Source organism: Rhodothermales bacterium (genome assembly GCA_034439735.1).
Classification (GTDB): domain Bacteria; phylum Bacteroidota; class Rhodothermia; order Rhodothermales; family JAHQVL01; genus JAWKNW01.
In genome coordinates this window covers 1-25,449 of record JAWXAX010000168.1, presented here as the reverse complement: position 1 = coordinate 25,449, position 25,449 = coordinate 1, and the positions used below count along the sequence as shown (strand labels likewise).

The following is a 25,449-nucleotide window of genomic DNA, read 5'->3' as shown; positions in this document are numbered from 1 at the left end:
GTAGCCGTATGGCCGGGCATGAGCGCTTCTACCCGGTACAGGTACACACCCGAGGCCAACCCATCGGCATCGATCTCGACGCGCCGGCCGCGGCCGGCGTCCAGCGCCTGCGCCGGAACACTCGCCACGCGACGCCCGATAAGGTCGAACACCTCCACCGCCACGTCGGCCGCGTCGGGCAGATCCATGACGATGGCTGTCGAGGCCGTAAACGGATTGGGGAAGTTGCCACTGACCGAGAAGGCCTCCGGCAGGGCAGCGGCCCACTGGTCGGCCGGCTGAAGCTTCAGCGCTTCGACGGTGAAGTCTTCGATCAGAACAGGCTCGCCCGCGGAGACGTGGATATCTTCCACCTCACGACCGCCCTTGAGCAGGGTGACGACATACTCTCCGCCGGCGACACGCGGCAAGCGATCCAGATCCAGCTGGATCGGGAAGGCGCTACTCCGGAGTTCGATGATGGCGCTGGTCGCCTCAGACAACCCGCCCTGATTCGAGAACCGCGCATCGAACATATCGGCCGGCGGCTTTGGCGGCAGGGCGTGCCGCAATTGCGCCGCGTCGTCCATCTCACCCCCAAAAAACAACAGTTGGCTGGCCCCGTTGGCATCACTCAGGCGCAGTTGCCCGAACGACTCCAGCGCGGCGTCGGCCTCCACGGGTTCGATGGTCGTCGCGAGGGCGTGGCAAACCATATGCAACTCCCCATCAGCACGGGCCATGACCCAGTAGCCGACACCTTGCTCGAGCCGGCGCATGGCGTGGTAGCCCCGGTCCGCGCTGTAGGCATACAGCGTTTCCGGGACGAGCACGTCGCCGCCATCGATAGCGTCGATGTCGACCGAACATGAGGGACCGGCGATGAGATTCCAGCCGGCCTCGACGGCTACAGCCACCGAATCCATCCGCAACCCATCAAACGCACGAACGAGGTCGGTCTCGGCCCGCATCCAGTAGCCCCGGCCGGCGACGAGCGTGCGCACGTCCAGATACGAGGCCCCTTCATAGGCCAGCGCCTGCTGCTGTTCCTGCGGCACCGGCATCCCGATGGCATTCACCGCGATGGGGACGCCCACCAGGCTCCAATCTTCTCCGATCACCTGCGCAAACGAACGGTTGATCGCCGGCCGATCGCCGACCGACGTAGAGCCCGTGCTCGTGCCGGCGGTCGGAAGGATCTCGATGGCGCTGACGAAGGGATTATCGTATACGTGGCCAAAATCGATGTCGATATTCCCGTCCGACACGTTGACGACGAAGCGCTGCATGACCGCCGTCTGCATCCCCACATCGGCCACGACATCGTAATTATCCAGGACGACGGCGCCCTCGATGGACACATCGAAGATGCGGTCGCCCGGGGCATCCGTCGCGTTGTCCGTTTCGGCGAAGTAGAGGCGGATGTCGTACAGGCCGGCCAGCGACACCGAGAAGTCCCACTGCATTTCGGCGCTGCCGGCAGGGTCCCAACGGCGCGAGCCGAACAAACCGGTAGGCGCGGAGGTGTTGTTCACCCCATTGAAGGTGTACCGATTCGTCGCGTTATCCCCAGTGCCCGCATTGACGTAATCGGAGGGCTTGTTTTTTGTATCGCGATCCCACACGAGCACCTCGTCGCTCTCGGCGTTGCCGCCGGCGTTTACACGGTAGAGCGGATCGAGGTCGGTGGCCGAGTCGTTATCCAGCAGATCAAGGAGCACCACCCCGGCGAGCGGATCGATGGCATACCCTGCACCCGGTAGGAGGGTAATAATCACGGATTCCGTGCCTTCGAAGAGAACATCATCGATCGGTTTGACGGCGAAGTTAGAGATGTTGTCGCCGGCGGAGAGGGTCAGATTGTCATTGATCGCCTCATAATCTACCCCCATCACGGCGACGCCCCCGAAAGCAAACTGCACGGTGACCGGGAGACTGAGATCCCCCGTGCGCGCCACCTGGATCTTCCCATTATTTCCCGTCCCGCCCGGCTCGGCCGAGGTAAAGGCGGTGATGCTCAGTGAAACGAGCGGCAGATTCGTCGACGACGAGACGGACACGCTGCCGAGAACGGTCGCGATCGCGCCATCATCATCGGTGACGGTCAGAGAGATTTCGTACGTCCCGGCCGCAGCATAGGTATGCGCCGGGTTCGTCTCGGTGACGAACTTCCCGTCGCCGAAGGTCCAGTGGTGGCTGACGATCGTTCCATCCGGATCGCTGGAGGACGAGCCATTAAACAGGACGGTCAGCGGATTGCCGGCCTCCGCGCCATACGTAAACGACGCCACGGGCGGCAGGTTGGCCGGGGCATCCGTCGACTTCACGAGAGCGACCCAATCGTTATTGGTCTCCGACGGCGGGAGGCCGAGGGACACAATCGCACCACCGACGACGCTCTGTACGCTACTCGTCTTCAGCTCGCCGCCCGTGCGCGGGTTGTACCAGAACACATCAAATGTTCCACTCACCCCCGCCAGATTCAACAGCGCGGTGCCGCCGGCCGGCAGGTAGACCGCATACATCTCCTCGTCTTTGCCGAAGACAAAGTCGTCCACGTTCACCGTGAGCGCATTCATTGGCTCCATCTCCTCGAAGGGTAGATGGGTCTCGAAGAATGTGCGCGCATACCGCATCTGCTCCCAGAGCAAAAAGAAGCGGCTCCAGTCTTCCAATCCGAGGTCGAATGCCGTATACCATTCGACGCCGGCGCCGCCCCCCATCAAGTTGCCCCAGAGCGGTCCTTTGCGCAGTTCGTCGGCGCGTTCGTTGCCGGCGTTAGGGGCTTGTTCGTCGCCATAAACGGCCCATTTGCGGCCGGCTTGAGCGCTGTTCGTGCGGTGGTGGATGGCGAGGGCGTTGTATTCGGTGCCGAGCGCCTGGAGCGAAGTCGCCTCGAACGCTGGATCGCCCAAACGGGCGTCGTAATAGTCGAAGGCCGCACCATCGCCCGTGTGAACCGTGATCGGATGATCGTAGGGGTCGATCTTCCGAATAAACGCCGCGAATTCGCGCTTCTGGGGATCGGTGTTCGTGTTCTCCTCACCCAGATTCCACTGCAACGCCAGATGGTGGCTGAAGCGCGCGGCGAGCTCGCGATAATACAACTTGCGGATGTCGTTGAGCCCACTGTTATCCGCGCCGCCGATAGGACCGATAGCCTTCCCATTCTGGCGTTCGCTCAACACCATGTGCAGCTGGATGCCTTTTGCATCCATGTGGCTGAACACCTTCTCCCACTGTTCGAGTTTACTGACGTCGAAGCGGTCGCGCACCGTATTGGTGGTCCAAGGCCACACGTCACAGCCGTCTCCTCCGTCGAGGTTGTAGGTCAGGAAGTAGACGCTGTTGACGCCCACACTGCTGAGGTAATTGAGCCCGCCGATGAGGCCCTTGCCTTTTGTGCTCTTCCAGGTAGGATCGCCGGCCGTCCAGTGGTCGACATGTGGCGTGTAGTAGTGGATCGAGTTGTTGATGGGCTCGGTATTACACACCGTATCGAACGTGCCGTCGAAATCGGCGTAGGCGAGCAAGTTCTCGGGCGTGTCGGCGCCGGTCTTGATGTAGTACTCACCGTTGCCGGCGAACTGATAGTGGTGGCCGCCCACGTACCGCAGAAGCCCTTTGCCCCGGTAGTCCACGCCCGTTTTATTGGTTGGCAGCACGGTGAACGAACCCGAGGCGCCATCAAACGACGTAGCGACACCGGCGGTGGCCAGATCACTGATCGCTACAAACGCACCGGTCCGAAACGAGGCTGTATATGTCCACACCCCATCCCGATCCGGCACAAAATGCACCCGCCATGTCGCGCCTGATACCGCGCTGGATTCGGCCGCATTGCCGTCGGCCGCATAAAATCCGGGCACGATGTACACCGCTCCGCTCGCCGCATGGGTGAATGTGACATTGAGCCGGTAATCCGAGAATGGATTCACGGCGGCCGTTTCGCTGGTCTGTGGACCCGTGAAGGATACGCTCACCCGGTGCCAGACGCGCAATTCGCCGGTTACCACATTGCCGGACGCGGATGGAGCCACCAGGGCAACAAACAGCCACAGGGCCAAATAATGGTACCCAATTCGGGCACCTTGTTTAAAACGAGACGGAGGGTGCTGGGATCTATCGGTTGTCGCAGTTAGCATGAATCGATCGATTCGGACCCTGAGCGGGAACTATGAAAGAAAACGGGGCGACGAGGGGCAGGACAGACTGTAGATTGTGAGGGGATGTCCTACAGCTATTCAAGGGTGTCACAAGAATTATTCCGGTTTATGCGTTTTTCCGGGCTCACCAGCCCTGGCGCATACGTCATCTTGTGAAAAAACGAAACTAACTTTCGTGACGTCTAAATGACAGAGCGATTACCTAGCGGGGGGTATGGGGATTTGGCGCATTGTACCTTGCTCCAGTACAATCGAATGACGTGATTGAACGCCGGCGCGCGCAGTCCGGCCTCAGAGAGCCATCACAAACTCCTTAAAAGCCGGGTAATCGGCCGGCAGGGTATCGAACTGCGTCTCACCCTCGAGGAAAGCCGCCAGCCCTGCAGGCATTGCCGGCGTAATGTCGAGCGCCTCTTCCACGATTTCGACGAATTTTGCCGGATGGGCCGTGGCGAGCACGATGGCCGGTCCTTCCCCTCCCGCCGCGCGCCAGCGGCGGACGGCTTCGAACCCGACGGCCGTATGGGGATCGGCCAGATACCTGGTTTCCCGGTAAACCGCCTGCATGGAGGCGAAAGTCGCGGCGTTATCCACCCGCTCCCCCCGGATGAGACGCCGCTGTTCGGCGGGATCGAGGAGCCACTGGACACGCTCGAAGTTGCTCGGCGCTCCTACATCCATCGCGCTAGACGGTGTCGCGACGGACGGGCCAAACGCGGCCTCTTCACCGGCGAGGCGCCTCGGGAAGAAGTCGTTTTCGTTGTGCGCTGCGATGAAACCGCGCGTGGGCATCCCGCTGCGATAGGCCAGCAGGCCGGCGGTGAGATTGCCCAGGTTGCCGCTCGGGACACAAAACGTCGGCGCGACGAGGCCTCCCTGCGCCCCGGCCATCAGGTAATACAGCATCTGAGGCAGTAGCCGCCCGATGTTGATCGAGTTCGCGGAAGAGAGGGGAATCGCCGCGAGGTCGGGGTCGAGGAACGCCTGCTTAACGAGCCGCTGGCAGTCGTCGAACACGCCATCGATGGCGAGGGCGCGCACGCCGGGGCGTTTCAGAATAAGTTGGCGCTCCTGGATAGGGCTGACCTTCCCTTTCGGGTAGAGGATCACGACATCGATGGTGTCCAGGCCGGCGAACCCGTCGGCGACGGCGCTGCCTGTGTCGCCGGAGGTGGCGACGAGGATGCGGAGCCGCCGGCCGCGGCGGCGCAGGAAATACGCCATCGCCCGCGCCATCGTCCGTGCGCCGAAGTCCTTGAAGGAGAAGGTCGGCCCGTGAAACAGCTCCAACACAAAGGTCTCCTCCCCGTAGTCGCCGCCGGCCACGGGCACGAGGGGGATGGGGAAGTGGAGGGCATCACGCACCAGGGCGTCCAGCGTTCCGAGCTCAAACTCATCGCCGACCCAGCGCTCGAGCACCACCGACGCCAGATCGCCCATCGATCCCGCCCCTCGCCAGAGGGCCGGCTCGATGGCCGGGATCCGGGTCGGGACGTAGAGGCCGCCATCCGGCGCGAGGCCGTCGAGGAGCGCCTTTTCAAAGGATACGACTGGGCCGCCGGTGGCGCGGGTGCTGACAAAGGGCATGGAAACAGCGGGCATGAAGGGTCAGAGACGGCTCACGCCTCCGGGGTGCGGGCGGCAGACGTAGCCGGTTGCCCCGATGCCCATCCGCTGACTGGCGCCTTCCATCGCGATCTGGATGGCGCCGGCGCGCAAGGGGTTGTCGGTGATGGCGAACATCGCCGGCCCGGAGCCGGTCAGGGCACATCCATAGGCGCCGGCCTCCAGCGCGGCCATGCGGACGGCATCGTAGCAGGGCAGCAGCGTGGCGCGGACGGGCTCGACGATCCGGTCCCGCATCATCCAATCCCCCACCTCCTCCCAGTCGCCCGCCCGGAAGGCGTCGACCATAAAAGCGAGGGCCGAGGCATTGTCGACGGCGCTCCGAAGCGGCACCTCCGCCGGCAGAATGGCCCGCGCCTCACGCGTGAGCACCTGGACCTGGGGGAGAACGACGGCGATCCAGAGATCCTGAGGGATATCGATTTTACGGTAACGCGCCGGATCAAACGACGACACCAGCACGAGGCCGCCAAACAGCGCCGGCAGCACGTTGTCGCCATGGCGGCTGCCCGAAGCGAGCGACTCGCCTACCAGCACCGCCTCGACAAGGTCTTCACGCGAGCAGAGGCCGCCGGAGAGCAGGTTGGCCGCCCAGGCACCGGCCACGGCGCTGGCGGCGGAGCTGCCAATGCCTGAACCGGGTGCAAAGCCCTTGTGGATGTGGAGCGCGATGCCGGCCGTCTGCCCCGTCCGGATCATCACCGACCGCGCGGCGACGGCGGCCGTGTTGAGCGCGGGGTCGAGCGGAAGATCCGCCCCGAAGCCGGCGGGGTCGATCGTCACGCGAACGCCGGGCTCGTCGGTCAACCATGCCTCGACCGTATCGCCCAGCCCATCCGCCTGCAGGCAGAGGCCGATGGTGTCGAATCCGGGGCCGAGATTGGACAGGGAAGCCGGTCCGAACACCGTCACGCGAGTCTCCGTGGCTCTCGATTCGAGGCTGTCCGGATAGGCTTGGTTCACAAAATCAGGCACGTGTGTATCGATTGGAGGGAGTGTTGCCGATGGTGGCGCATCACCGCACAAAGGGCAGGTCGCCGCCGCCCTTGGTGGGCAGCCGGCTCGAACCTACGAGGTACGTATCCACCGCCCGGGCGGCCTCGCGGCCTTCGGAGATGGCCCAGACGACGAGGGACTGTCCGCGCCGGCCGTCGCCGGCGGCGAAAACGCCGGGCACCGGAGTCTGGTACGCGCCATCGGTCTGGATGGCTCCTCGTCCATCGAGCGGGACGCCCAGCCGGGCGACGACGCCGTCCGGATCGGGCCCGGTGTAGCCGATGGCGAGCAACACGAGGTCGGCCGGCCAGCGGACTTCCGAGCCCGGGATTTCGACGAACTTCGGCCGGCCGTCGGGGCCGGTCTGGATCTCCGTCTTCACCGTATGCAGTGCGGTGACGCGGCCGTTTTCCGTCTCGAAGTATTTGGTCATGACCGACCAGTGCCGGTCCGCCCCTTCTTCGTGGGACGAACTGGAGCGAAGGATCATCGGGTAAAACGGCCAGGGCTGGTGCACGGGCCGGCCTTCCGGCGGCATCGGCAAGACTTCGAACTGGGTGATAGAGGCTGCCTGCTGGCGGTTCGCCGTTCCGATACAATCACTGCCCGTGTCCCCGCCACCGATGACGATGACGTGTTTATCCTTCGCCAGGATGGGCGACACGTGGTCCAGCGGCTGGCCGGCGACACGTTTGTTCTGCTGCCAGAGGTAATTCCACGCGAAGTGGATGCCGTCGGTCTCGCGGCCGGGGATGGGCAGGTCGCGCGGTTTCGTGGCGCCAATGCACAGGACGACGGCATCAAACGCGCTGAGCGTCTCTCCATCGGCACCCACCCCCACATGGACCCCCGTCTTGAACACGATGCCGGCCTGTTCCATGAGCGCGATCCGGCGTTCGACGACGTGTTTTTCTAGTTTGAAGTCGGGGATGCCGTACTGAAGGAGTCCGCCCGGCCGGTCGTCCCGTTCAAACACCGTCACCCAGTGGCCGGCCCGGTTGAGCTGGTCGGCGGCGGCGAGGCCGGAGGGGCCAGAGCCCACGACGGCAACGTGTTTGCCGGTGCGAACAGCCGGCGTGCCGGCATCCACCCATCCTTGCTTAAACGCCATCTCGATGATCTCGCGTTCGATCTGCTCGATCGTGACCGGCGAGTCGATGACGCCCAACACACAGGCGGATTCACACGGCGCGGGACAGATGCGACCGGTGAATTCGGGGAAGTTGTTCGTCATTCGGAGCTGGTCGTACGCTTCCTTCCAGTTACCGAGGTGGACAAAGTGGTTCCAGTCCGGGATCCGGTTGCCCAGGGGGCAGCCGGCCTGGCAAAACGGAACGCCGCAGTCCATGCAGCGCGTCGCCTGGGTCTTGAGCGCCTCCTCCGGGAAGGGGAAATAGACCTCGGCGCTATCCAGCACGCGCTCACTGACGGGGCGCCGCGCCGGCATCTCCCGCTTGTACTTCAGAAAGCCTCTGGATTTATCTTCGTTCTTCTTCGTCATCAGATGCATCCTCTTCCCAGTTAAGCGGCCACGTGCCGGATTTCGACGGTCGCATATTCTCCGGCGGCCATCCGCTTGAGCGCGCGCTTGTACTCCACCGGCATCACCTTCACAAACTGCGGGAGCGCCTGCTCCCACGCGGCCAGCAGCCGGCGGGCCTGGACGCTGCCGGTGTAGGCGGCGTGGCGCTCGACGAGCCCTCGGAGCTCGGCCTGATCGGCCGCGGTCTCCACCGTCTCGATGTCCACCATCTCGCGGTTGCAGTGGAGGGACGCAAACGTCCCGTCGACATCCAGCACATAGGCGACACCGCCGCTCATCCCGGCGGCGAAGTTGCGCCCCGTTGTGCCCAGCACGACCACACATCCGCCGGTCATATACTCGCACCCGTGATCGCCCACGCCCTCGACGACGGCGCGGACGCCGCTGTTACGAACGCCGAACCGCTCGCCGGCTCGGCCACGCACAAACGCCTCGCCGCTCGTCGCGCCGTACAGGGCCACGTTGCCGATGAGGATATTGTCCTCCGCCGCGAAGGTGGCGCTGGCCGGCGGGTAGACGATCAGCCGGGCGCCCGAGAGGCCCTTGCCGAAGTAGTCGTTGGCGTCTCCTTCTACGCGCAGCGTCAGGCCTGCAACGGAGAAGGCGCCAAAGCTCTGGCCAGCGGAGCCGCGGGCGTCGATCGTCAGCGTGCCGTCCGGCAGGCCCGCGGGGCCGTGCCGGCGCACGATGGCGTTGCTGAGCATGGTCCCGAACGCGCGGTCGGTGTTCTCGATCGTCACCGAGAAGGCATCCTTTTCACCCGTTTCGAGCGTGGCGGCCGCGCGTGCGATCAGCTCATTATCCTTCACCCGGGCGATGCCATGCTCCTGCGTGTTGGTCTGGAAATCCGCCAGGATCCGGGGTACTTCGAGCCGCATGAGGACGGCGCTGAGATCCAGGTGGCTGGCTTTCCAGCGGTGCGCGGGGATGTCCTGCTCGAGCAGATCCACACGGCCGACGAGTTCGTCGAGCGAGCGGAAGCCCAGGCCGGCCAGGATGGCGCGCACTTCCTCGGCGACAAAATGGAAGAACTGGATCACGTGCTCCGGTGTGCCCTGAAATTTCGCCCGTAGCTCGGGGTCCTGCGTGGCGATGCCCACGGGGCAGGTGTTCAAGTGACACTTGCGCATCATGATGCACCCCATCGCGACCAGCGGCGCCGTCGCGAAGCCGAATTCGTCGGCCCCGAGCAGCGCCGCCACGGCCACGTCAAATCCGGTCTTCAGCTGGCCATCGCACTCGACGCGCACGCGGCTCCGGAGGCCGTTGCGGACGAGCGTCTGGTGGGTCTCGGAGAGCCCGAGCTCCCACGGCAGCCCGGCGTGGGCCAGCGAGGTCATCGGCGAAGCACCCGTGCCGCCGTCCGCGCCGCTGATCAGGATCACATCCGCCTTGCCCTTGGCGACGCCGGCGGCGATCGTGCCGACGCCGACTTCAGACACGAGCTTGACGCTGATGCGGGCCTCGGGGTTGGCGTTTTTCAGGTCGAAGATCAGCTGCGCGAGGTCCTCGATCGAATAGATGTCGTGATGCGGCGGCGGTGAGATGAGGCCGACATAAGGCGTAGAGTGCCGCACTTGGGCGATCCACGGGTACACCTTTTCAGCGGGCAGCTGCCCGCCTTCCCCGGGCTTCGCGCCCTGGGCCATCTTAATCTGGATCTCGTCCGCACTCGCCAGATACGCCATCGTGACGCCGAAACGACCCGAGGCGACCTGTTTGATGCGGCTCCGGTGCGGGGCCGTACGGTCGTACCGCGACGGATGTTCGCCCCCCTCGCCCGTGTTGCTGCGGCCGCCGAGGCGGTTCATGGCGATCGCGAGCGCCTCGTGGGATTCCGAGCTGATCGATCCGTACGACATCGCGCCGGTCTTGAACCGCTTCACGATCTCCGTCCAGGGTTCGACCTCCTCGATCGGGATGGCCTTCTGGCCGGCGCGGATTTTCAGCAGCCCGCGCAAGGCGCCCTGCTCCCGCGCTTCCGTGTTGGCGATCCCGGAAAACTCTGCGAATGACGAGGCGTCGTTCTGGCGGACGGCCTGCTGCAGTCGCGCGATTGTCTGCGGATTGTAGTTGTGGTGTTCGCCGTTGCGACGCCACTGGTAGCGGCCGCCGACATGCATGACCGCAAGGGACGCGGTCGACGCCGCCTCGAAGGCGCACGCATGGCGGAGACGCACCTCTTCCGCGATAATGTCCAGCGTGATGCCGCCGATCCGGGACGGCGTCTTGGTGAAGTACGCGTCGATAACGCTTCGACCGATGCCCACGGCCTCGAAGATCTGCGCGCCGCGGTAGCTCTGTAGCGTGCTTATGCCCATCTTGGACATCACTTTGAGGACGCCTTTCTCGACGGCGTGGATGTAATTCCACTCGGCATCGCCCCGTTCGGGCGTCTCGCCCGGGGTCGATTCAAGGATGGAGGGGATCGCGTCCAGCGCGAGGTAGGGGTTGACGATATCGGCCCCGTAGCCGATCAGCAGGCAGAAGTGGTGGACTTCGCGCGGCTCGCCGCTCTCGATGAGCAGACTGCAGCGGGTCCGCCGGCCCGTCCGAATCAGATGATGGTGGATGGCGCCCGTGGCAAGAAGCGCCGGGATCGGCGCGTTGTCGGCATCCACCCCACGGTCGGAGAGCACCAGGAGCGTCTTCCCGGCATCGACCGCGGACGCGGCCTGCCGGCAGAGGACTTCGAGCGCCGCCAGGAGGCCCTCGCCGCCGCGGGCGACGGGGAACAGCGTTGCGAGCCGCTCTACCTCAAAGCCCGGCTCGTCGAGTTCCGCGATCCGGGCGAGCAGTTCATTGGAGACGATCGGCCCCTTCAGGCGGAGTTGCCGGCAGTGGAGCGGCCCCTCGCCCAGCACATTTTCCTGCGCGCCGAGGCTGGTGAACATCGACGTCACGATCTCCTCCCGAATGGCATCCAGCGGCGGGTTCGTGACCTGCGCGAAGAGCTGGCGGAAGTAGTCGTACAACAGGCGCGGGTTTTCGGAGAGCACCGCCAGCGGCGTGTCGTCGCCCATGGAGCCGAGGGCTTCCTTGCCGTCCACGATCATCGGCGGCATCAGCATGCGCAGGTCTTCGCTCGTGTAGCCAAACGCGAGCTGGGCGCGGTGGAGCGTGTCGGCGTCGATGGTGCTGGACGCCGGCGGAATCGGCCCCAGGTCTTCGGCCTGCTTGAGGTTTTCGGCGACCCAGAAGGCATACGGCTGGGACGACGCGATGCGGTGCTTGATCTCGTCGTCCGAGATGATCCGGTTCTCCTCCAGGTCGATCAAGAACATGCGCCCGGGCTGGAGCCGGCCCTTCTGGACGATGTCCGACGGGTCGATGTTGACGACGCCGGTCTCGGAGGACATGACGACCAGGCCGTCCTTCGTGACCACGTAGCGGGAGGGGCGGAGGCCGTTGCGGTCCAACACCGCGCCGATGTACCGGCCGTCGGTAAACGGGATCGTAGCCGGCCCGTCCCACGGCTCCATCACGCAGCTATGGAAGTTGTAAAACGCGCGTTTTTCATCGGACATCGACTCGTGGTGCTCCCACGCTTCCGGCACCATCATCATCATGGCGTGCGGGATGGGCCGGCCGGCATGAAGGAGCATCTCGACGGCGTTATCGAACACGGCGGAGTCGCTCGTGCCTTCTTCCAGGAGCGGGAGGAGCTTGGCGATGTCGTTGCCGAAGAGCGGGGACTCGAAGTGCGCCTGGCGGGCGTTCATCCAGTTTGTGTTGCCACGGAGCGTGTTGATCTCTCCGTTGTGGCACATCGCGCGGAACGGCTGCGCGAGCGCCCACTGCGGCATCGTGTTCGTGCTGAAGCGGGAGTGGACGAGGGCCAGCCGGCTGACGAAACGCGGGTCGGCGAGGTCCGGGAAGTAGTCGCGCAGCTGCTGGGTCGTCAACATCCCTTTGTAGACGATCGTACGGCTGGAGAGGCTGCAAATGTAGAACCCGTTGGCGCCGTCGGCCGGCGTCTTACGGATGGCGTGTTCGAGGACTTTGCGGAGAACGAAGAGCCGGCGTTCGAAGGCTTCGCTCGTGAGGTCTTCAATACCCTGGCCGACGAATAACTGCCACACGGATGGCTCGCGTTCGAGGGCCGTGCGCCCGATGGTCCGGTTGTCGGTTGGCACCTGTCGCCAGCCCAGGAATTGGAGCTTTTCGTCCAGGATGACCGACTCCACGAGCTGCATCAGGTAACGCCGCTGCTCGGCGTCTTTTGGCAGAAACACCGCGCCGGCACCATACGTGCCGGCGGCCGGAAGCGCGAAGCCGGCCTCGCGGCAGGACGCCTCGAGGAAGCCATGCGGCAGCTGCGTCAGGATACCGGAGCCGTCGCCCGAGGCCTCGTCACACCCATTGGCGCCGCGGTGATCGAGGTTGCAGAGCATCGTCAGCGCGCGGTCCACCACATCATGCGTTCCCTCGCCGCGCATCCTACAAATGAAGCCTACCCCACAGGCGTCATGTTCAAACGCAGGGTCGTATAGGCCTTCGGAGGGAAGTAGGTGGTCGTTGTTCATGGCGTTCCTGGTTCAGTCGGTTCGGTGTGCGAAGCGGAACCGGCGAGGCAGAGGTATCCTGTAGCGGGCGCTCGCCCGGGCAGCAGGAGGTGACTCGACCGCACCGTGGGTGTCTTAGCCATGCGGGGTCGGTCGATGGAGGGGTGTTGGCGCGTATGCCCGGCGAAGCAGCGTGGGCTCGTGTGCGCTACATCGTCGTCTGGGGCACTGCCAGCTCCGGGGGTGCCGCAGGCTCGATAGGACTGTCCGAACGGACATGAGGAGGCGTGCCGGCCACCAGGAGATGATAACAGATGCCGTCGAACAGCGCCTGCCAGCTGGCCTCGAGGATGTTTTCGGAGACGCCGACCGTGTGCCAGCTCCGGTGGTCATCGTGGTGTTCGACGAGCACGCGGACCTTGGCGCCCGTGCCGTCCTCCGGCGTGAGCACCCGCACCTTGTAATCGGACAACCGGACGCGCTGCAGCTGCGGGTAAAAGGACCGCAGGGCCTCGCGAACGGCATTCGACATGGCGTCTACCGGGCCCACGCCCTCGGCCACGTTCAGCGTCCGGCACCCGCCGACGTTCAGGACGAGCGTTGCCTCGGAGTGGGCGTCCCCATCGCCGTCCTTTTCGTTGCGGACGCGGAGCCGATCGAGGACGAAGTAGTCGGTATTTTCGCCCTGAATCGTACGTAGCAGTAGTTCGAACGACGCCTCGGCACCTTCAAACTCGTACCCCAGATGTTCGAGTTCTTTGATGCGCTGGACGGCGCGGCCGGCCTGCTCCTTGTCTTTAATATGGATCCCCAGTTCATCGGCCTTGTAGCGGACATTGCTCTGGCCGGAGAGATCCGAAACGAGCACCCGCCGGCGGTTGCCGACGATCTCGGGCGCGATATGTTCGTAGGCGCGGGGGTCCTTCATCACGGCCGACACGTGCACCCCGCCCTTGTGCGCGAAGGCGCTCCTGCCGACGTACGGCGCCCGGTCGACAGGGTCGAGGTTGGCGACCTCGTACACGAACCGGCTGATGTCCGCCAGCCCGGCCAGCTGCTCGTCGGTCACGCAGTCGTACCCAAGCTTGAGCTGCAGCCCGGCAATCACGGCGCACAGATCCGCATTCCCACACCGTTCCCCGATGCCGTTCACCGTGCCCTGCACGTGGCGGGCGCCGGCGCGTACGGCCATAAAGGTATTCGCCGCGGCGCAGGCGCCGTCATTGTGGGTGTGGATGCCGATCGGTAACGCGAACCGGCCTACGACGGTCTTCACGATGTCGAACACTTCATCCGGCATCGTGCCGCCGTTGGTGTCGCACAGCACCAGTACGCTCGCGCCGGCATCGGCGGCGGCGGCGAGGGTCTGAAGGGCGTATGCCGGATGGGCTTTATACCCGTCGAAAAAGTGCTCGGCGTCGTAAACGACCTGTTTGCCGTGGCCCTTCAGGAAGGCCACGGAGGAGCGGATCAGCTCCAGGTTTTCGTCCAGCGTAACGCCCAATGCCACCTCGGCGTGGAGCGTCCAGCTCTTTCCAAAGATCGAAACCACCGGCGTCGCGGCGGCCAGGAGCGCGAGCAGGTTGGCATCCTGTTCGGGCGGATTCGAGATGCGGCGCGTCGAACCGAACGCGCAGAGGCGCGCGTGCTCCCACTCGACGTCGCGGGCGAGGTCAAAAAAAGCTTGATCCTTCGGATTAGAACCCGGCCATCCTCCTTCAATAATGTCGATCCCCAGCGCGTCCAATCGTTTCGCAATACGCAGCTTGTCGCGCGCCGATAACGCGACATGCTCGCCCTGGGTGCCGTCCCGGAGCGTGGTATCGAACAGTTCAATCGGTGTAGCCATGGTCGTTTCGCATCACAAGTAGTCGAACAATACCGAAACGTCGTGTCGCTGTCGCGGCCGCGCGTAACGGCGCTACCGAACCGCCATCATGCCGGCGCGGCGGGCGTACTCGAATACGTTGCCGGCGCGCAGGATTTCGGCCACTTCGCCGAGGGGGTTGAGCAGGTATTCCTCGCCCGTCGTGTTGTTGGTGAGTTTGCCGAGGGTGGTATCGAGCGTCAGTTCGTCCCCGGTCTTGATCATGTTGTTCAGCTTTTGCCGCGTCTCGAATGGGACGACGAAGCCGCCGTCGACGGCGTTTCGGTAAAAGATGCGCGCGAAGCTCTCGGCGATGACGGCCTCGCAACCGGCCTGCTGGAGCGCAAACGGCGCGTGCTCGCGGGATGACCCGCAGCCGAAGTTCGATCCGCCGATGATGATCCGATATTCGCTAAGATGCGCGTCCGGGGCCGTAAACGGGCGGTCGCCGTAGGGCAGCCCCTGCTTGCCGAGCGGCACACCGCTCATCGCGAAGCGCCCGTACATCTTGCGCTCCTCGGGGTCGCTGAGGCTGTAGACCAGGTGCTCTGCGGGGATCATCTGATCCGTGTCGATCGCTTCGCCGACGACGTAGGCCTTTCCAGTGATAGTGGATTTCATACGAGCACCTCGCGGGGATCGGTGATGACGCCAGACAGGGCCGAGGCGGCCACGGTCAGCGGGGAAGCCAGGTAAACGGCCGACGACTTCGAGCCCATGCGGCCGGGGAAGTTGCGATTCGTGGTGCTGATGACACGCTCCTGGCCGTGGGTGCGGCCGAACGTGTCGATCGGCCCGCCCAGGCAGGCCGCGCAGCTCGATGGTCCGAGCTTGCAACCCGAGTCCTCGAAGATCTGGTAGAGCGATACGCCGTCGATCTTCGTCGTGTGGAGCTGGCCGGCGACTTCCGTCGTGGCCGGCACGATATACGTATCGATCGCGACGCGCTCGCCCTTGAGGATGCGCGCCGCGGCCTCGAAATCGCCCAGTTTGCCACCCGTGCAGCTGCCGATGTAGGCGCGGTCCAGCTTGTCGCCAGCCACCTCGCTCACCGTCGCCTTGTTGTCCGGGCTGTGCGGCTTCGCCACCATGGGCTCCATCGTCGACACGTCGTAGACGCGGACAGAGTGATACGTCGCGTCGGGGTCCGAGTAAACGGCGTCGAATGGACGGTTCGTCCGGGCGCGGACGTGCGCGAAGGTCTTTTCGTCTGCCGGGATGATGCCGCTTTTGCCGCCGGCTTCGATCGCCATGTTGGTGAGCGTCATCCGCTCCTCCATCGACAGATTGTATACCGCCTCGCCGTCGAATTCCATCGCCCGGTACGTCGCCCCGTCGCACCCGATGTCGCCGATGATCGCGAGGATGAGGTCCTTCGCCATCAGGTACGGCGGCAGGGTGCCCTCGAACACGAACTTCATCGTCTCCGGGACCTTCAGCCAGATCTTGCCGGTGCCCATGATGAGCGCCGCGTCGGTATTCCCGACACCCGTCGAGAACATACCGAAGGCGCCCGAGGTGCACGTATGGCTGTCGGTGCCGATCAGCACTTTACCCGGCAGGTTGAAGCCTTCCTCGGCGAGCGCGATGTGACAGACGCCCTTGTAGCGGTCGGTGCCCACATCGTAATAATGCGGAAGATCGTGCTCCTTCGCGAAGGCGCGCAGGATGTCCACGTTCCGGTTCGCGTGTTTGTCGGAAGTGAAGATGTAGTGGTCCGGGAAGATCACCAGTTTATCGGGATCCCACACCTTCGCGTCCTGCCCGAACTCGCGTTTAAAAATCCCGATCGTGGGCGGTCCGCAGACGTCGTGCGTCATCAACACATCCACATCCACCCAGATGTTGTCTCCAGGCGCCACCCGCTCTTTGCCCGCGTTGCGGGCGAGAATCTTCTCTGTTATGGTCATATCATTTCAAGTAAAAAGGTAAAATGGAAAAGGCAAAAGGGGAAAGGGGAAAGGGGAAAGAGATTGGCCTACATGGTTATCGATCCCCATTTTTCTCTAAACATTTTTCCTTTTTCCTTTTTCATTTTGCCTTCAAGCCGGGTCTCCTTCAAACGAGTTAATAATCCCGTCCGACACGAACCGTACGCTCTCCTGCTCGGCCTGATGGGCGGCGAGTTTGTTGAGCGAGGCGAGGTAGGCTTCGGCGGAGGCCTTGAGCACGTCGGTGCTGCGGGCCATACCGTGAAAGCGCACTTCGCCGAGACTGGTCAGCACCCGGACCTCCCCGATCGCGTCCGAGCCCTCGGAGACCGAGCGGATCGTGTAGCTTTCGAGTTCATGCGCGGTGCCAACCGCGTAGTTGATCGCCCGATACAGCGCGTTCACCGGCCCGTCGCCCGTCGCGCGTTCGCGGCGAACGGAGCCGCTGCGGCGGTGGCGGACGGATACTTCGGCGACAGGGTCGGAGGTGCCGTCGACGACGACGCGCATCTCTTCGAGGATATAATCGACCTTGCTGGATACCGTCTTTTTCTCGACGAGCAGGTGCAAATCTTCCTCGAACACTTCTTTTTTCTGGTCGGCCAGCGCGAGGAAGCGCTCGTAGATCTCTTCCTTCTGCGTATCCGCGATCGCGTAGCCCATCTTTTCCAGCCGGCTGAAGAACCCGTGCCGCCCGGAGTGCCGGCCGAGGCGGATCTGCTCCGCCTCCTGGCCCACATCCTCGGCCTGCATGATCTCGTACGTGTCGCGGCGTTTCAAGACGCCGTGCTGATGGATGCCGGCCTCGTGGCTGAACGCGTTTTTGCCCACGATGGCCTTGTTGGGCGGCACCGAAAAGCCCGAGGCGACCTGCACCAACTTGCTGGCCGACATGAGGCCGCGGGTGTTGATGTTAGTATGGAGTCCGAACTTCTTGGTGCGGACGTGGATGGCCATGACCACCTCTTCGAGCGCCGCATTTCCGGCGCGTTCGCCGATCCCGTTGATCGTGCACTCGATCTGTCGGGCGCCGGCGAGCACGCCGGCCAGCGAGTTGGCCGCGGCCATGCCGAGGTCGTCGTGGCAATGCGTCGAGAAAATGATCTTTTCGGGATCCTTGATTCCGGCGGCCACGGCTTTGAAGATGGCCGCGTATTCACTCGGAATACAGTAGCCCGTTGTGTCCGGCAGGTTGATGGTCGTCGCGCCGGCGTCGATCACCGCCTGCACGATCTCGCACAGGTAGCCGATTTCGGAGCGGCCGGCGTCCTCGGCGCTGAACTCCACGTCGTCCGTGTACGTCCGCGCCAGGCGGACGGCGTCGACGGCCATCTTGACAACATTTTTCCGCTTCTCTTCAATCGTGCTCCCAAATCGCGGATGGCTGAATTTGGCGTCGAGGTGAATGTCGCTCGTGGCGATGAAGGTGTGGATGCGGGTTTTCTTGCCGCCTTTGAGGGCGTCGCCGGCGGCGCGCACATCCGACTCGGTGGCGCGGGCGAGCGCGCAGATCGTCGGCCCGTCGATGGCGGCGGCGATCTCGGCGACCGACTGGAAGTCCTGCGGCGACGAAATCGGGAACCCAGCTTCGATGATGTCGACCCGTAGCTCGGCGAGTTTGCGGGCGATATTCAGTTTTTCCTCCAGGCTCATCGACGCGCCGGGCGCCTGCTCGCCGTCGCGGAGCGTGGTGTCGAAGATGATGATGCGGTCGCTCATGGTTGTCGGGATTTGCATGGAGTCCCTGCTTGGACCTGGCCGGGACCTGTCAGCCGATGGGGATTTGTTCGAGGTGTTTTCGGGCCAGCGTCGCCACACGGGAGCCCATGTCGGTCGTGCCGGTCCGCGTGAAGCCCTCACTCCAGATGTCGCCGGTGCGCAGCCCCTCCGCGAGGGCGTCGTCCACCGCGGCGCGGACGGCCTCCGCGGCCGGTGTTTCGCCGAGCGCGTCGAGGAGCATGGCCGCACTCAGAATCGCGGCGAGGGGATTGGCCTTATCCTGTCCGGCGATATCGGGCGCGCTGCCGTGCACCGGCTCGAAAAGCCCGATGCCGCTGCCAAGGCTGGCCGACGGCAGCATGCCCAGCGATCCGGGCAGGGTGGCGGCGAGATCCGAGAGGATGTCTCCAAACAAGTTCGCCGTGAGGATGACGTCAAACTGAGCCGGCCGCAGCACGATCTGCATCGCGGCATTGTCGACATACAGGGTGTCCAGGGCAACGTCCGGGTACGACGCTTTGTGGACTTCCGGCACGACTTCGCGCCAGAGCTGGGAGACCTCCAGCACGTTGGCCTTATCCACCAGCGTCACCTTGTGTCGCCGGCGACGGGCCCAATCGAACGCGATCACGGCGATCCGCTTGATTTCGACCTCGTCATAGACCATCGTATTGCGCGCGCTACGATGTCCGTCGCGGAGATCGCGGCCACGCGGCTCTCCGAAATAGATGCCTCCCGTCAGTTCGCGGACGATCAGCATATCGGTCCCACGGACCACCTCTGGCCGCAGGGGCGACGAAGCGACGAGCGCCTCGGGGACGGCCACTGGCCGCAGATTGGCGTAGGCGCCCAGCGCTTTGCGCAGCTGCAGGAGACCGCTTTCGGGGCGCATGGGACCTGTGTGATGGTCCCACGCCGGCCCGCCCACAGCGCCGAGCATGACCGCGTCGGCGGCCAGGACGGCGGCCCGCGTCGCGTCCGGAAACGGATTGCCAGCACCGTCGATGGCGGCGCCGCCGATGAGGTACTCGGCCGTGTCGATCGCAATCCCCGCCGGCTCCGCCACGGCCTGGAGGACCCGCATGGCCTCGCGGATCACGTCCGGACCGATGCCGTCACCGGGCAGGGTTACGATGCGATAGGTACGGGTGGCTGCCATCGGCATCAAGAGCCCATTGAAACGGGTGAATCGGCCGTGTCGGCGGACTTCTTCGGACGCAGCCAGCTCATCATCGAGCGGAGTTGCTTGCCCACCACCTCCACCGGGTGATTGTGCGAGGCCTTGCGCATGCCGTCGAAGTTCGGCCAGCCGGCGTCGCACTCGGCGATCCATTCCTTCGCGAACTGGCCGGACTGGATCTCGCCGAGGATCTTCTTCATCTCGGCCTTCACCTGCGGCCCGATCACGCGGGGGCCGCGTGAGTAGTTGCCGTATTCGGCGGTGTCGCTGATCGAGTAGTTCATATAGGCCAGGCCACCCTCGTAGTAGAGGTCGACGATCAGCTTCAGTTCGTGCAGCACCTCGAAGTACGCCAACTCCGGCGGGTAGCCGGCTTCCGTGAGCGTCTCGAATCCGGCCTTGATGAGGGCTTCCGAGCCCCCGCAGAGGACGGCCTGCTCGCCGAAGAGGTCGGTCTCCGTCTCATCTTTAAAGGTCGTCTGGATGACGCCGGCCTTGGCGCCGCCGATGGCGGCCGCGTAGCTGAGGGCGAGCTTGAGCGTCTGACCCGAGGCATCCTGGGCGACAGCCACGAGACACGGCACGCCGGCGCCTTCGGTGTAGACGCGGCGGACGAGGTGACCGGGGGATTTCGGGGCGACCATGAATACGTCGACGCCGGCCGGCGGCTTGATCTCGCCGTACAACACGCTGAACCCGTGCCCGACGCCCAGCGCCTTGCCCGGCTTCAGGTTCGGGGCGATGTCCGCGTTGAACACCTTCTTGTGATGCTGATCCGGCACGAGGACCATGATCACATCCGCCCATGCCGTGGCATCGCCTACCGGCATGACGCGCAGCCCTTTTTCCGTCGCTTTGGCGGCCGACTTCGAGCCCGGGCGTAACCCAACGACAACCTCCACCCCGCTATCGGTCAGGTTCAGCGCATGCGCATGCCCCTGGCTACCGTATCCGATGATGGCCACTTTCTTTCCCGCGATGATGCTCTGGTCCGCATCATAATGAACTGTCAATCCCATGTGAGCTACGTGCTATCGGTGTGAGTGAGGGAGTTAGCTTCCGTGAACGAGGGCGCGCCGCATCGCCACGCGGCCGCTGCGATGCATCTCTTCGATGCCAAAGGGCTGCATCATACCAACAAACGCGTTGATCTTCGTGGTCGGCCCCGTCAGTTCGAACGTCAACGTCTCGGCGGTGATGTCGATCACCTTGCCGCGGAAGATGTCGTTGATGTCCATGATCTGGCTCCGATTCTTTTCGGTGTACCGGATCTTGAGCAGACACAGTTCGCGCTCGACGTATTCCTGGTCCGTCAGGTCCTCGACCTGCACGGTATCGACCAGGTTGTTCAGGTGCCGGAGCACCTGTTCGATTTTACGCGCCGTGCCGGTGGTCACCAGCGTCATGCGGTAGAGCGACGGGTCGTCGCTGATGCCGACGACCACGCTCTCGAGGTCGAAGCCGCGGGCGTAAAACAGGTTGACGACGCGGTTCAGCGCGCCGATCGAGTTCTCCAGCAGGACGCTGAAGATGTGGCGGCGGATCTTCAGCGTGTCGTCCGCGAGTACCGGCTCGCCGGCCGCTTTTTTGCGGTAGATCTGCTGAGGCGTCAAGGTGGCCTGGCTCATAGTGTTATCCGGGTTACGAATGGGTTCGAAGACAGCAAGGGCGCCTAGACGGCGTCGTCGGCCGAATACCGTTTGGTGATCATGTCGCCCGTGGCGGCGCCAGCCGGCACCATCGGGAAGACCATCTCGTCCATCTGCACGCGGCACTCGATGAGCACCGGGGCGTCGGCCGACTTCCAGGCCGAGGCGAGCGCGGCGTCCAGCTCGGCCGGCGTCTCGACGCGTACGCCGTGGACGTGGTAGGCCTCGGCCAGCTTCACGAAGTCGGGATTCGTCGGCGCCAGGTTCGTATGGCTGTAGCGGTTCTCGTGGAAGAGCTCTTGCCACTGCCGCACCATCCCTAGGAACTGGTTGTTGACGACGATGATCTTCACCGGCAGGTTGTGCGCCGAGGCGATGGCCATTTCCTGCGAGTTCATCACGAAGCCGCCGTCGCCGCTCACCGAAATGACCGGGACATCGATCCCCTTTTCGCGGAGGCCGAAGGCGACACCGATGGCCGCCGGCAGACAGAAGCCCATCGTGCCGAGGCCGCCGGAAGTGATGTGCGAATGCGGGCGGACAAACTGGAAGTATTGGGCCGTCCACATCTGGTGCTGCCCGACGTCCGTCACCACGACGGCGTCGCCGCCGGACTGGGCGCGAAGCTTCTGGATGACGCCCTGGGCGCGAAGCAAACCGTCTTTTTCGTATTCGAGCGGGCACTCCTTGCGCCAGGCCTCGATCTCGCCGAGCCACGCCGCGGTATCTTTGGGGGCGACGAGCGGGGTCAGCTTCTGCAGCACCTCCTTCACGTCCCCGAGGATCGGGCAATCCACCTGCACGTTTTTGGAGATACAGGAGGGGTCGATGTCGATGTGGATCACCTTCGCGTGGGGCGCCCAGCTGTCGAGCTTGCCCGTCACGCGGTCGTCGAATCGCGCGCCGACCGAGAATATGAGGTCGCAGTGTTGGACGGCCTGGTTGGCGTACCACGTCCCGTGCATGCCCAGCATGCCCAGCGACAGCGGGTCGGTTTCGGGGAAGGAGCTGAGGCCATGGAGGGACGTCGTCACCGGGATTCGCGTGATACGGGCAAACTCGGTGAGCAACTCGGTGGCGCGGGAGCTCAACGTGCCGCCGCCCACATAAAGCAATGGCCGCTCCGATGCCTTAATCATCTCAGCGGCCAGTTCCAACTGCTTCATCGCGACGGGGACATTGGGATTGTACCCACGTATGAAGACCTGTTCGGGATACTGGAACGACGTCGTCGCGGCCAGCATGTCCTTTGGGAGATCGACCACGACCGGGCCCGGCCGGCCCGTCTCGGCGATGTAATAGGCCTCTTTGATGGTCCGCGCCAGATCCCGCACGTCGCGCACCTGGTAGCTGTGCTTCGTGATGGAGCGCGTGATGCCGATGATGTCGGTCTCCTGGAACGCGTCGTTCCCGATGAGGTGAGTCGGCACCTGGCCGGTGAAGACGACGATGGGCACCGAGTCCATGAACGCGTCGGCGATGCCGGTCACGCAGTTCGTGGCGCCGGGGCCGCTGGTGACGAGCACGGTGCCGGCCTTGCCGGTGACCTTCGCGTAGCCGGCGGCCATGTGGGTCCCGCCCTGCTCGTGCTTGACGAGGATGTGCTGAAAGCTGGGGTTGAGCCGCGCGATCTCGTCGTACACCTTGATGACGGCGCCGCCCGGGTAGCCAAAGATGTACTTTACGCCTTCCGCTTCAAGCGAGCGGACAAATATTTCCGCGCCGGACATCACTGAACTCGGGGTTGGCAACATCGTCGAATCGGTTGCGCCATCACCCTCAGGCTGGGTAACCTTCGTGGAAGCGTCCTTCAGCATGGTTGCATCTCTGTTCTGAGGTTTCGCCAATCCCCAGATCCGATGCTATGTGCGAATGCGCTGCGTGGAAGTGTCCAGGGATTGACGTGCGATCTAGCCTAGAATAAGTAGATCGAGAATAATGGCTAGCCCGATGAGCATGATCATTCGGGCCAGGCCAATGCCATCAATCCCCTTCGCGAGTACGGATACGCCGGCCACACGAAACGGCAAACGCGCAGAAGCAACCATCACATGATTCCGTTGGGCCATCTTATGGTTGCTACGGTCAGGCACGTCAGGTTCGCGGTTTGTTGCGGGTCTGCTCTGGAAGGAAGTGATGTGGTGTAATAACGTGATCCCCGCAGAACTGCGCAATCCCGATAAATAGCGGCAAACCGCCCAACTCACTGTGTCCCGCGATCGGTCGGTACCGCTTCCAGTAAACTATCCTAGTCATTCAATCAAAAACGCCTAATTTTCTTCAAATCAATGATCTGGCATGCCAGATTAAATGACTGCCCGCTCTTCAATAATATTTACTACTCTGTTCGAGACTTCACACGATCTTAATATACAATACGACGTGGAAGGGCTTTCATCAACGCCCGCATGGCCCTTAATCGTGTGGCCAACACACCAAAAGGCACTATCCGGACATCAAGGCGCCTGTATTTCATGAAGTTCGGTGGGGATGAGCTGAATGGCCGGCACCGCCTCACCCCGCATGTAGGCCAGCACGGCCTGGATAGACAGCCGACCTATTTCGCGCGGGTAGGTGATCACGTCCGCATACAACGCGCCACGGTCGACGGCTTCCACGGCCTCTTTCTTCCCCCCGAATCCGATGACGCGGACGCGATCCGCCCGGCCGGCTTTTTCGATCGCCGCCAGGGCCCCGAGCGCCGTCTCGTCGTTGATCCCGAAGATGGCGTCCAGCTCGGGCTGGGCCTGTAGCATGTCCTCCGTTGCCTTGAAGGCCTTGTCCATCGACCCACTGCCGGGGAGGACGGAGACAATCTCGACGGCCGAGCCGGCCTGGTTCGCCGCGTCGATCGCATCGCGGAAGCCGCGGGTGCGCTGGATGACGGACTCAACCTCCGGGTGGTCCACGATCCCCACCTCCCCCTGTCCGCCGAGCATACGCACGACGGCCTCGCCGGCCTTCCTTCCCCCGTCATAGTTGTCGATCCCCACGTGGGCCACCACCTCCACCCCATCCGCCAGCGCCGCGATGTCGGCCGTGAAGACGGGGATGCCGGCGCGATTGGCCTCGGCGATGGACGTCCCGATCGCCCGCGAGTCCGTCGGGGTGATAATCAAGGCGTCGACGCCCTGCACGATGAAGTCGGCGATCTGGTTCTGCTGCTTCGCGATGTCGAACTCGCCCGATACCAGCAGCACCTCTACCCCGTTCGCCGCGGCCTCCTGCTGCAGGGCATCTACGAGGTCGAGGAAAAACGGATGGGTCATGGTCAACACCGTCACGCCGACCCGGTAGGAGCCGGGCTCGGCGGCTTTTTCAGCAGGGGCGGCGCAGGAGGCGAGGAAGAGGGCGAGGAGGAGGAAGAGGCGCATAGGGTGGGGATAGATTTAAGTTTCAACCATGGTCATCCCTCGACAGGCTCACTTCGGCTTCGCTCAGTGCAGGCGGGATGACAATGATTTTTCCGAAGATACACATCACCGCCCTAACGCGGGATACGCTTTTACCAGGGCGCCGAGTACGTCCCGCGTGCGAGGCAGGGCGCTGGGGTCGGCGTTGGGGAGGTCGTGGATGAGACGGATGAGTTCGTCTGGGGTATCGACGTCGTACCAGGTAGGCAGCACCGAAACCACGCCTGCGCCAGACGTATCCGCCCGCTGGATGGTCTCTTCGAAGACGCGGTCTTGGCTGTACGTCATGTCCTCGAAGACCTGGGGGTAGAATTCGTTCATCCCGAGTAGGTAGTACCCCCCATCCTCGCTGGGCCCGATGACGATCGAATAGGGATCTTCGGCGAGGGATCCAAAGGCCTCCTGGATAAACGCCGAAGGCAGCGTCGGGTGGTCGGTGCCGATGATGACGGCGCGTGCGTAGCCGGCGAGGAACGTCTCCAGAAACGCGTGGCTCATCCGCGGGCCGAGGTCGGCGCCGACCTGCGTATGAACCGTTGTGGTTTCAGGCACGATGCCGGCGGGCATCGGCGTCTCGGTCGGGCTCAGGTACAACCGCACATGCACTCCGACAGCGGTGTACTGCGCGAGGGCATCTGCCAGAAACGCGGCGTAGAGGCCGGCGGCCTGGGCGGGCGTGAGTAATTCCGTAAGGCGGGTTTTCACCTTGCCGGGCTCGGGGACTTTGGCGAAAACGATGAGGGCGGCGTTGTTGGGTTGAGACATTGCGGTTTATTTCGTGCTCTTACTCGTTTTTACGCCGGGTTACCACGGGGGGCGAACATTTTATGCTACGGGGGGCGAATCATTTTACGCCGGGTTACGCTTCGCTAACC

At 63.8% G+C, this 25,449-nt stretch carries 15 protein-coding genes; all 15 read right to left on the bottom strand.

Annotated elements, in window-relative coordinates; genetic code table 11:
- Nucleotides 1-4,019: malectin domain-containing carbohydrate-binding protein (locus tag SH809_13150; GenBank protein MDZ4700649.1), on the bottom strand; the 4,019-nt coding region annotated here is incomplete at its 3' end.
- Between the two features lie 417 nt (nucleotides 4,020-4,436).
- Complete coding sequence (gene thrC / locus SH809_13145) at nucleotides 4,437-5,747, bottom strand: threonine synthase (GenBank protein MDZ4700648.1); 1,311 nt, start codon at nucleotides 5,745-5,747, stop codon at nucleotides 4,437-4,439.
- Between the two features lie 6 nt (nucleotides 5,748-5,753).
- Nucleotides 5,754-6,683 (bottom strand): homoserine kinase, encoded by a 930-nt coding sequence (locus tag SH809_13140; protein MDZ4700647.1) that lies wholly within the window; start codon nucleotides 6,681-6,683, stop codon nucleotides 5,754-5,756.
- A gap of 103 nt (nucleotides 6,684-6,786) precedes the next feature.
- Nucleotides 6,787-8,268: a glutamate synthase subunit beta gene (locus SH809_13135; GenBank protein ID MDZ4700646.1), complete on the bottom strand. Its 1,482-nt coding sequence runs from the start codon at nucleotides 8,266-8,268 to the stop codon at nucleotides 6,787-6,789.
- Between the two features lie 20 nt (nucleotides 8,269-8,288).
- The gene (gene gltB, locus SH809_13130; protein MDZ4700645.1) at nucleotides 8,289-12,836 is read right to left on the bottom strand and encodes a glutamate synthase large subunit; all 4,548 of its coding nucleotides are present in this window, start codon (nucleotides 12,834-12,836) and stop codon (nucleotides 8,289-8,291) included.
- Nucleotides 12,837-13,023: 187 nt separating this feature from the next.
- Entirely contained in the window at nucleotides 13,024-14,664 is a 1,641-nt protein-coding gene (gene cimA, locus SH809_13125; GenBank protein MDZ4700644.1) for a citramalate synthase, read from the bottom strand.
- Between the two features lie 72 nt (nucleotides 14,665-14,736).
- Complete coding sequence (locus SH809_13120) at nucleotides 14,737-15,303, bottom strand: 3-isopropylmalate dehydratase (GenBank protein ID MDZ4700643.1); 567 nt, start codon at nucleotides 15,301-15,303, stop codon at nucleotides 14,737-14,739.
- Nucleotides 15,300-16,592, bottom strand: a complete 1,293-nt coding sequence (locus tag SH809_13115; protein MDZ4700642.1) for a 3-isopropylmalate dehydratase large subunit — start codon at nucleotides 16,590-16,592, stop codon at nucleotides 15,300-15,302. Before SH809_13115 ends, SH809_13120 begins: the two co-directional genes overlap by 4 nt.
- Before the next feature lie 132 nt (nucleotides 16,593-16,724).
- Nucleotides 16,725-18,332, bottom strand: coding sequence for a 2-isopropylmalate synthase (locus SH809_13110; GenBank protein ID MDZ4700641.1), 1,608 nt, complete (start codon nucleotides 18,330-18,332; stop codon nucleotides 16,725-16,727).
- Between the two features lie 49 nt (nucleotides 18,333-18,381).
- Nucleotides 18,382-19,491, bottom strand: coding sequence for a 3-isopropylmalate dehydrogenase (gene leuB, locus SH809_13105; GenBank protein MDZ4700640.1), 1,110 nt, complete (start codon nucleotides 19,489-19,491; stop codon nucleotides 18,382-18,384).
- A 5-nt stretch (nucleotides 19,492-19,496) separates the two neighbouring features.
- Nucleotides 19,497-20,525 (bottom strand): ketol-acid reductoisomerase, encoded by a 1,029-nt coding sequence (gene ilvC / locus SH809_13100; protein ID MDZ4700639.1) that lies wholly within the window; start codon nucleotides 20,523-20,525, stop codon nucleotides 19,497-19,499.
- Nucleotides 20,526-20,564: 39 nt separating this feature from the next.
- Nucleotides 20,565-21,140 carry an acetolactate synthase small subunit gene (ilvN, locus tag SH809_13095; protein ID MDZ4700638.1) on the bottom strand — a complete coding sequence of 192 codons (576 nt, stop codon included), beginning with the start codon at nucleotides 21,138-21,140 and terminating at the stop codon, nucleotides 20,565-20,567.
- 44 nt (nucleotides 21,141-21,184) lie between these two features.
- Nucleotides 21,185-22,891 (bottom strand): biosynthetic-type acetolactate synthase large subunit, encoded by a 1,707-nt coding sequence (ilvB, locus tag SH809_13090; protein ID MDZ4700637.1) that lies wholly within the window; start codon nucleotides 22,889-22,891, stop codon nucleotides 21,185-21,187.
- Between the two features lie 726 nt (nucleotides 22,892-23,617).
- On the bottom strand, nucleotides 23,618-24,535 hold the full coding sequence (locus SH809_13085) for a substrate-binding domain-containing protein (protein ID MDZ4700636.1): 918 nt from the start codon (nucleotides 24,533-24,535) through the stop codon (nucleotides 23,618-23,620).
- 105 nt (nucleotides 24,536-24,640) lie between these two features.
- Complete coding sequence (locus tag SH809_13080; GenBank protein MDZ4700635.1) at nucleotides 24,641-25,339, bottom strand: TIGR04282 family arsenosugar biosynthesis glycosyltransferase; 699 nt, start codon at nucleotides 25,337-25,339, stop codon at nucleotides 24,641-24,643.
- Nucleotides 25,340-25,449: the final 110 nt, after the last annotated feature.

Excerpts from the sequence above, each read along its gene's own strand:
- SH809_13115 (MDZ4700642.1), bottom strand. The coding sequence starts at position 16,592 with ATGACCATAACAGAGAAGATTCTCGCCCGCAACGCGGGCAAAGAGCGG.
- SH809_13135 (MDZ4700646.1), bottom strand. The coding sequence starts at position 8,268 with ATGACGAAGAAGAACGAAGATAAATCCAGAGGCTTTCTGAAGTACAAG.
- ilvB (MDZ4700637.1), bottom strand. The coding sequence starts at position 22,891 with ATGTCCGGCGCGGAAATATTTGTCCGCTCGCTTGAAGCGGAAGGCGTA.
- thrC (MDZ4700648.1), bottom strand. The coding sequence starts at position 5,747 with ATGCCCGCTGTTTCCATGCCCTTTGTCAGCACCCGCGCCACCGGCGGC.
- gltB (MDZ4700645.1), bottom strand. The coding sequence starts at position 12,836 with ATGAACAACGACCACCTACTTCCCTCCGAAGGCCTATACGACCCTGCG.
- leuB (MDZ4700640.1), bottom strand. The coding sequence starts at position 19,491 with ATGGCAGCCACCCGTACCTATCGCATCGTAACCCTGCCCGGTGACGGC.
- ilvN (MDZ4700638.1), bottom strand. The coding sequence starts at position 21,140 with ATGAGCCAGGCCACCTTGACGCCTCAGCAGATCTACCGCAAAAAAGCG.
- SH809_13080 (MDZ4700635.1), bottom strand. The coding sequence starts at position 25,339 with ATGTCTCAACCCAACAACGCCGCCCTCATCGTTTTCGCCAAAGTCCCC.
- SH809_13120 (MDZ4700643.1), bottom strand. The coding sequence starts at position 15,303 with ATGAAATCCACTATCACTGGAAAGGCCTACGTCGTCGGCGAAGCGATC.
- SH809_13085 (MDZ4700636.1), bottom strand. The coding sequence starts at position 24,535 with ATGCGCCTCTTCCTCCTCCTCGCCCTCTTCCTCGCCTCCTGCGCCGCC.
- SH809_13110 (MDZ4700641.1), bottom strand. The coding sequence starts at position 18,332 with ATGAGCGACCGCATCATCATCTTCGACACCACGCTCCGCGACGGCGAG.
- cimA (MDZ4700644.1), bottom strand. The coding sequence starts at position 14,664 with ATGGCTACACCGATTGAACTGTTCGATACCACGCTCCGGGACGGCACC.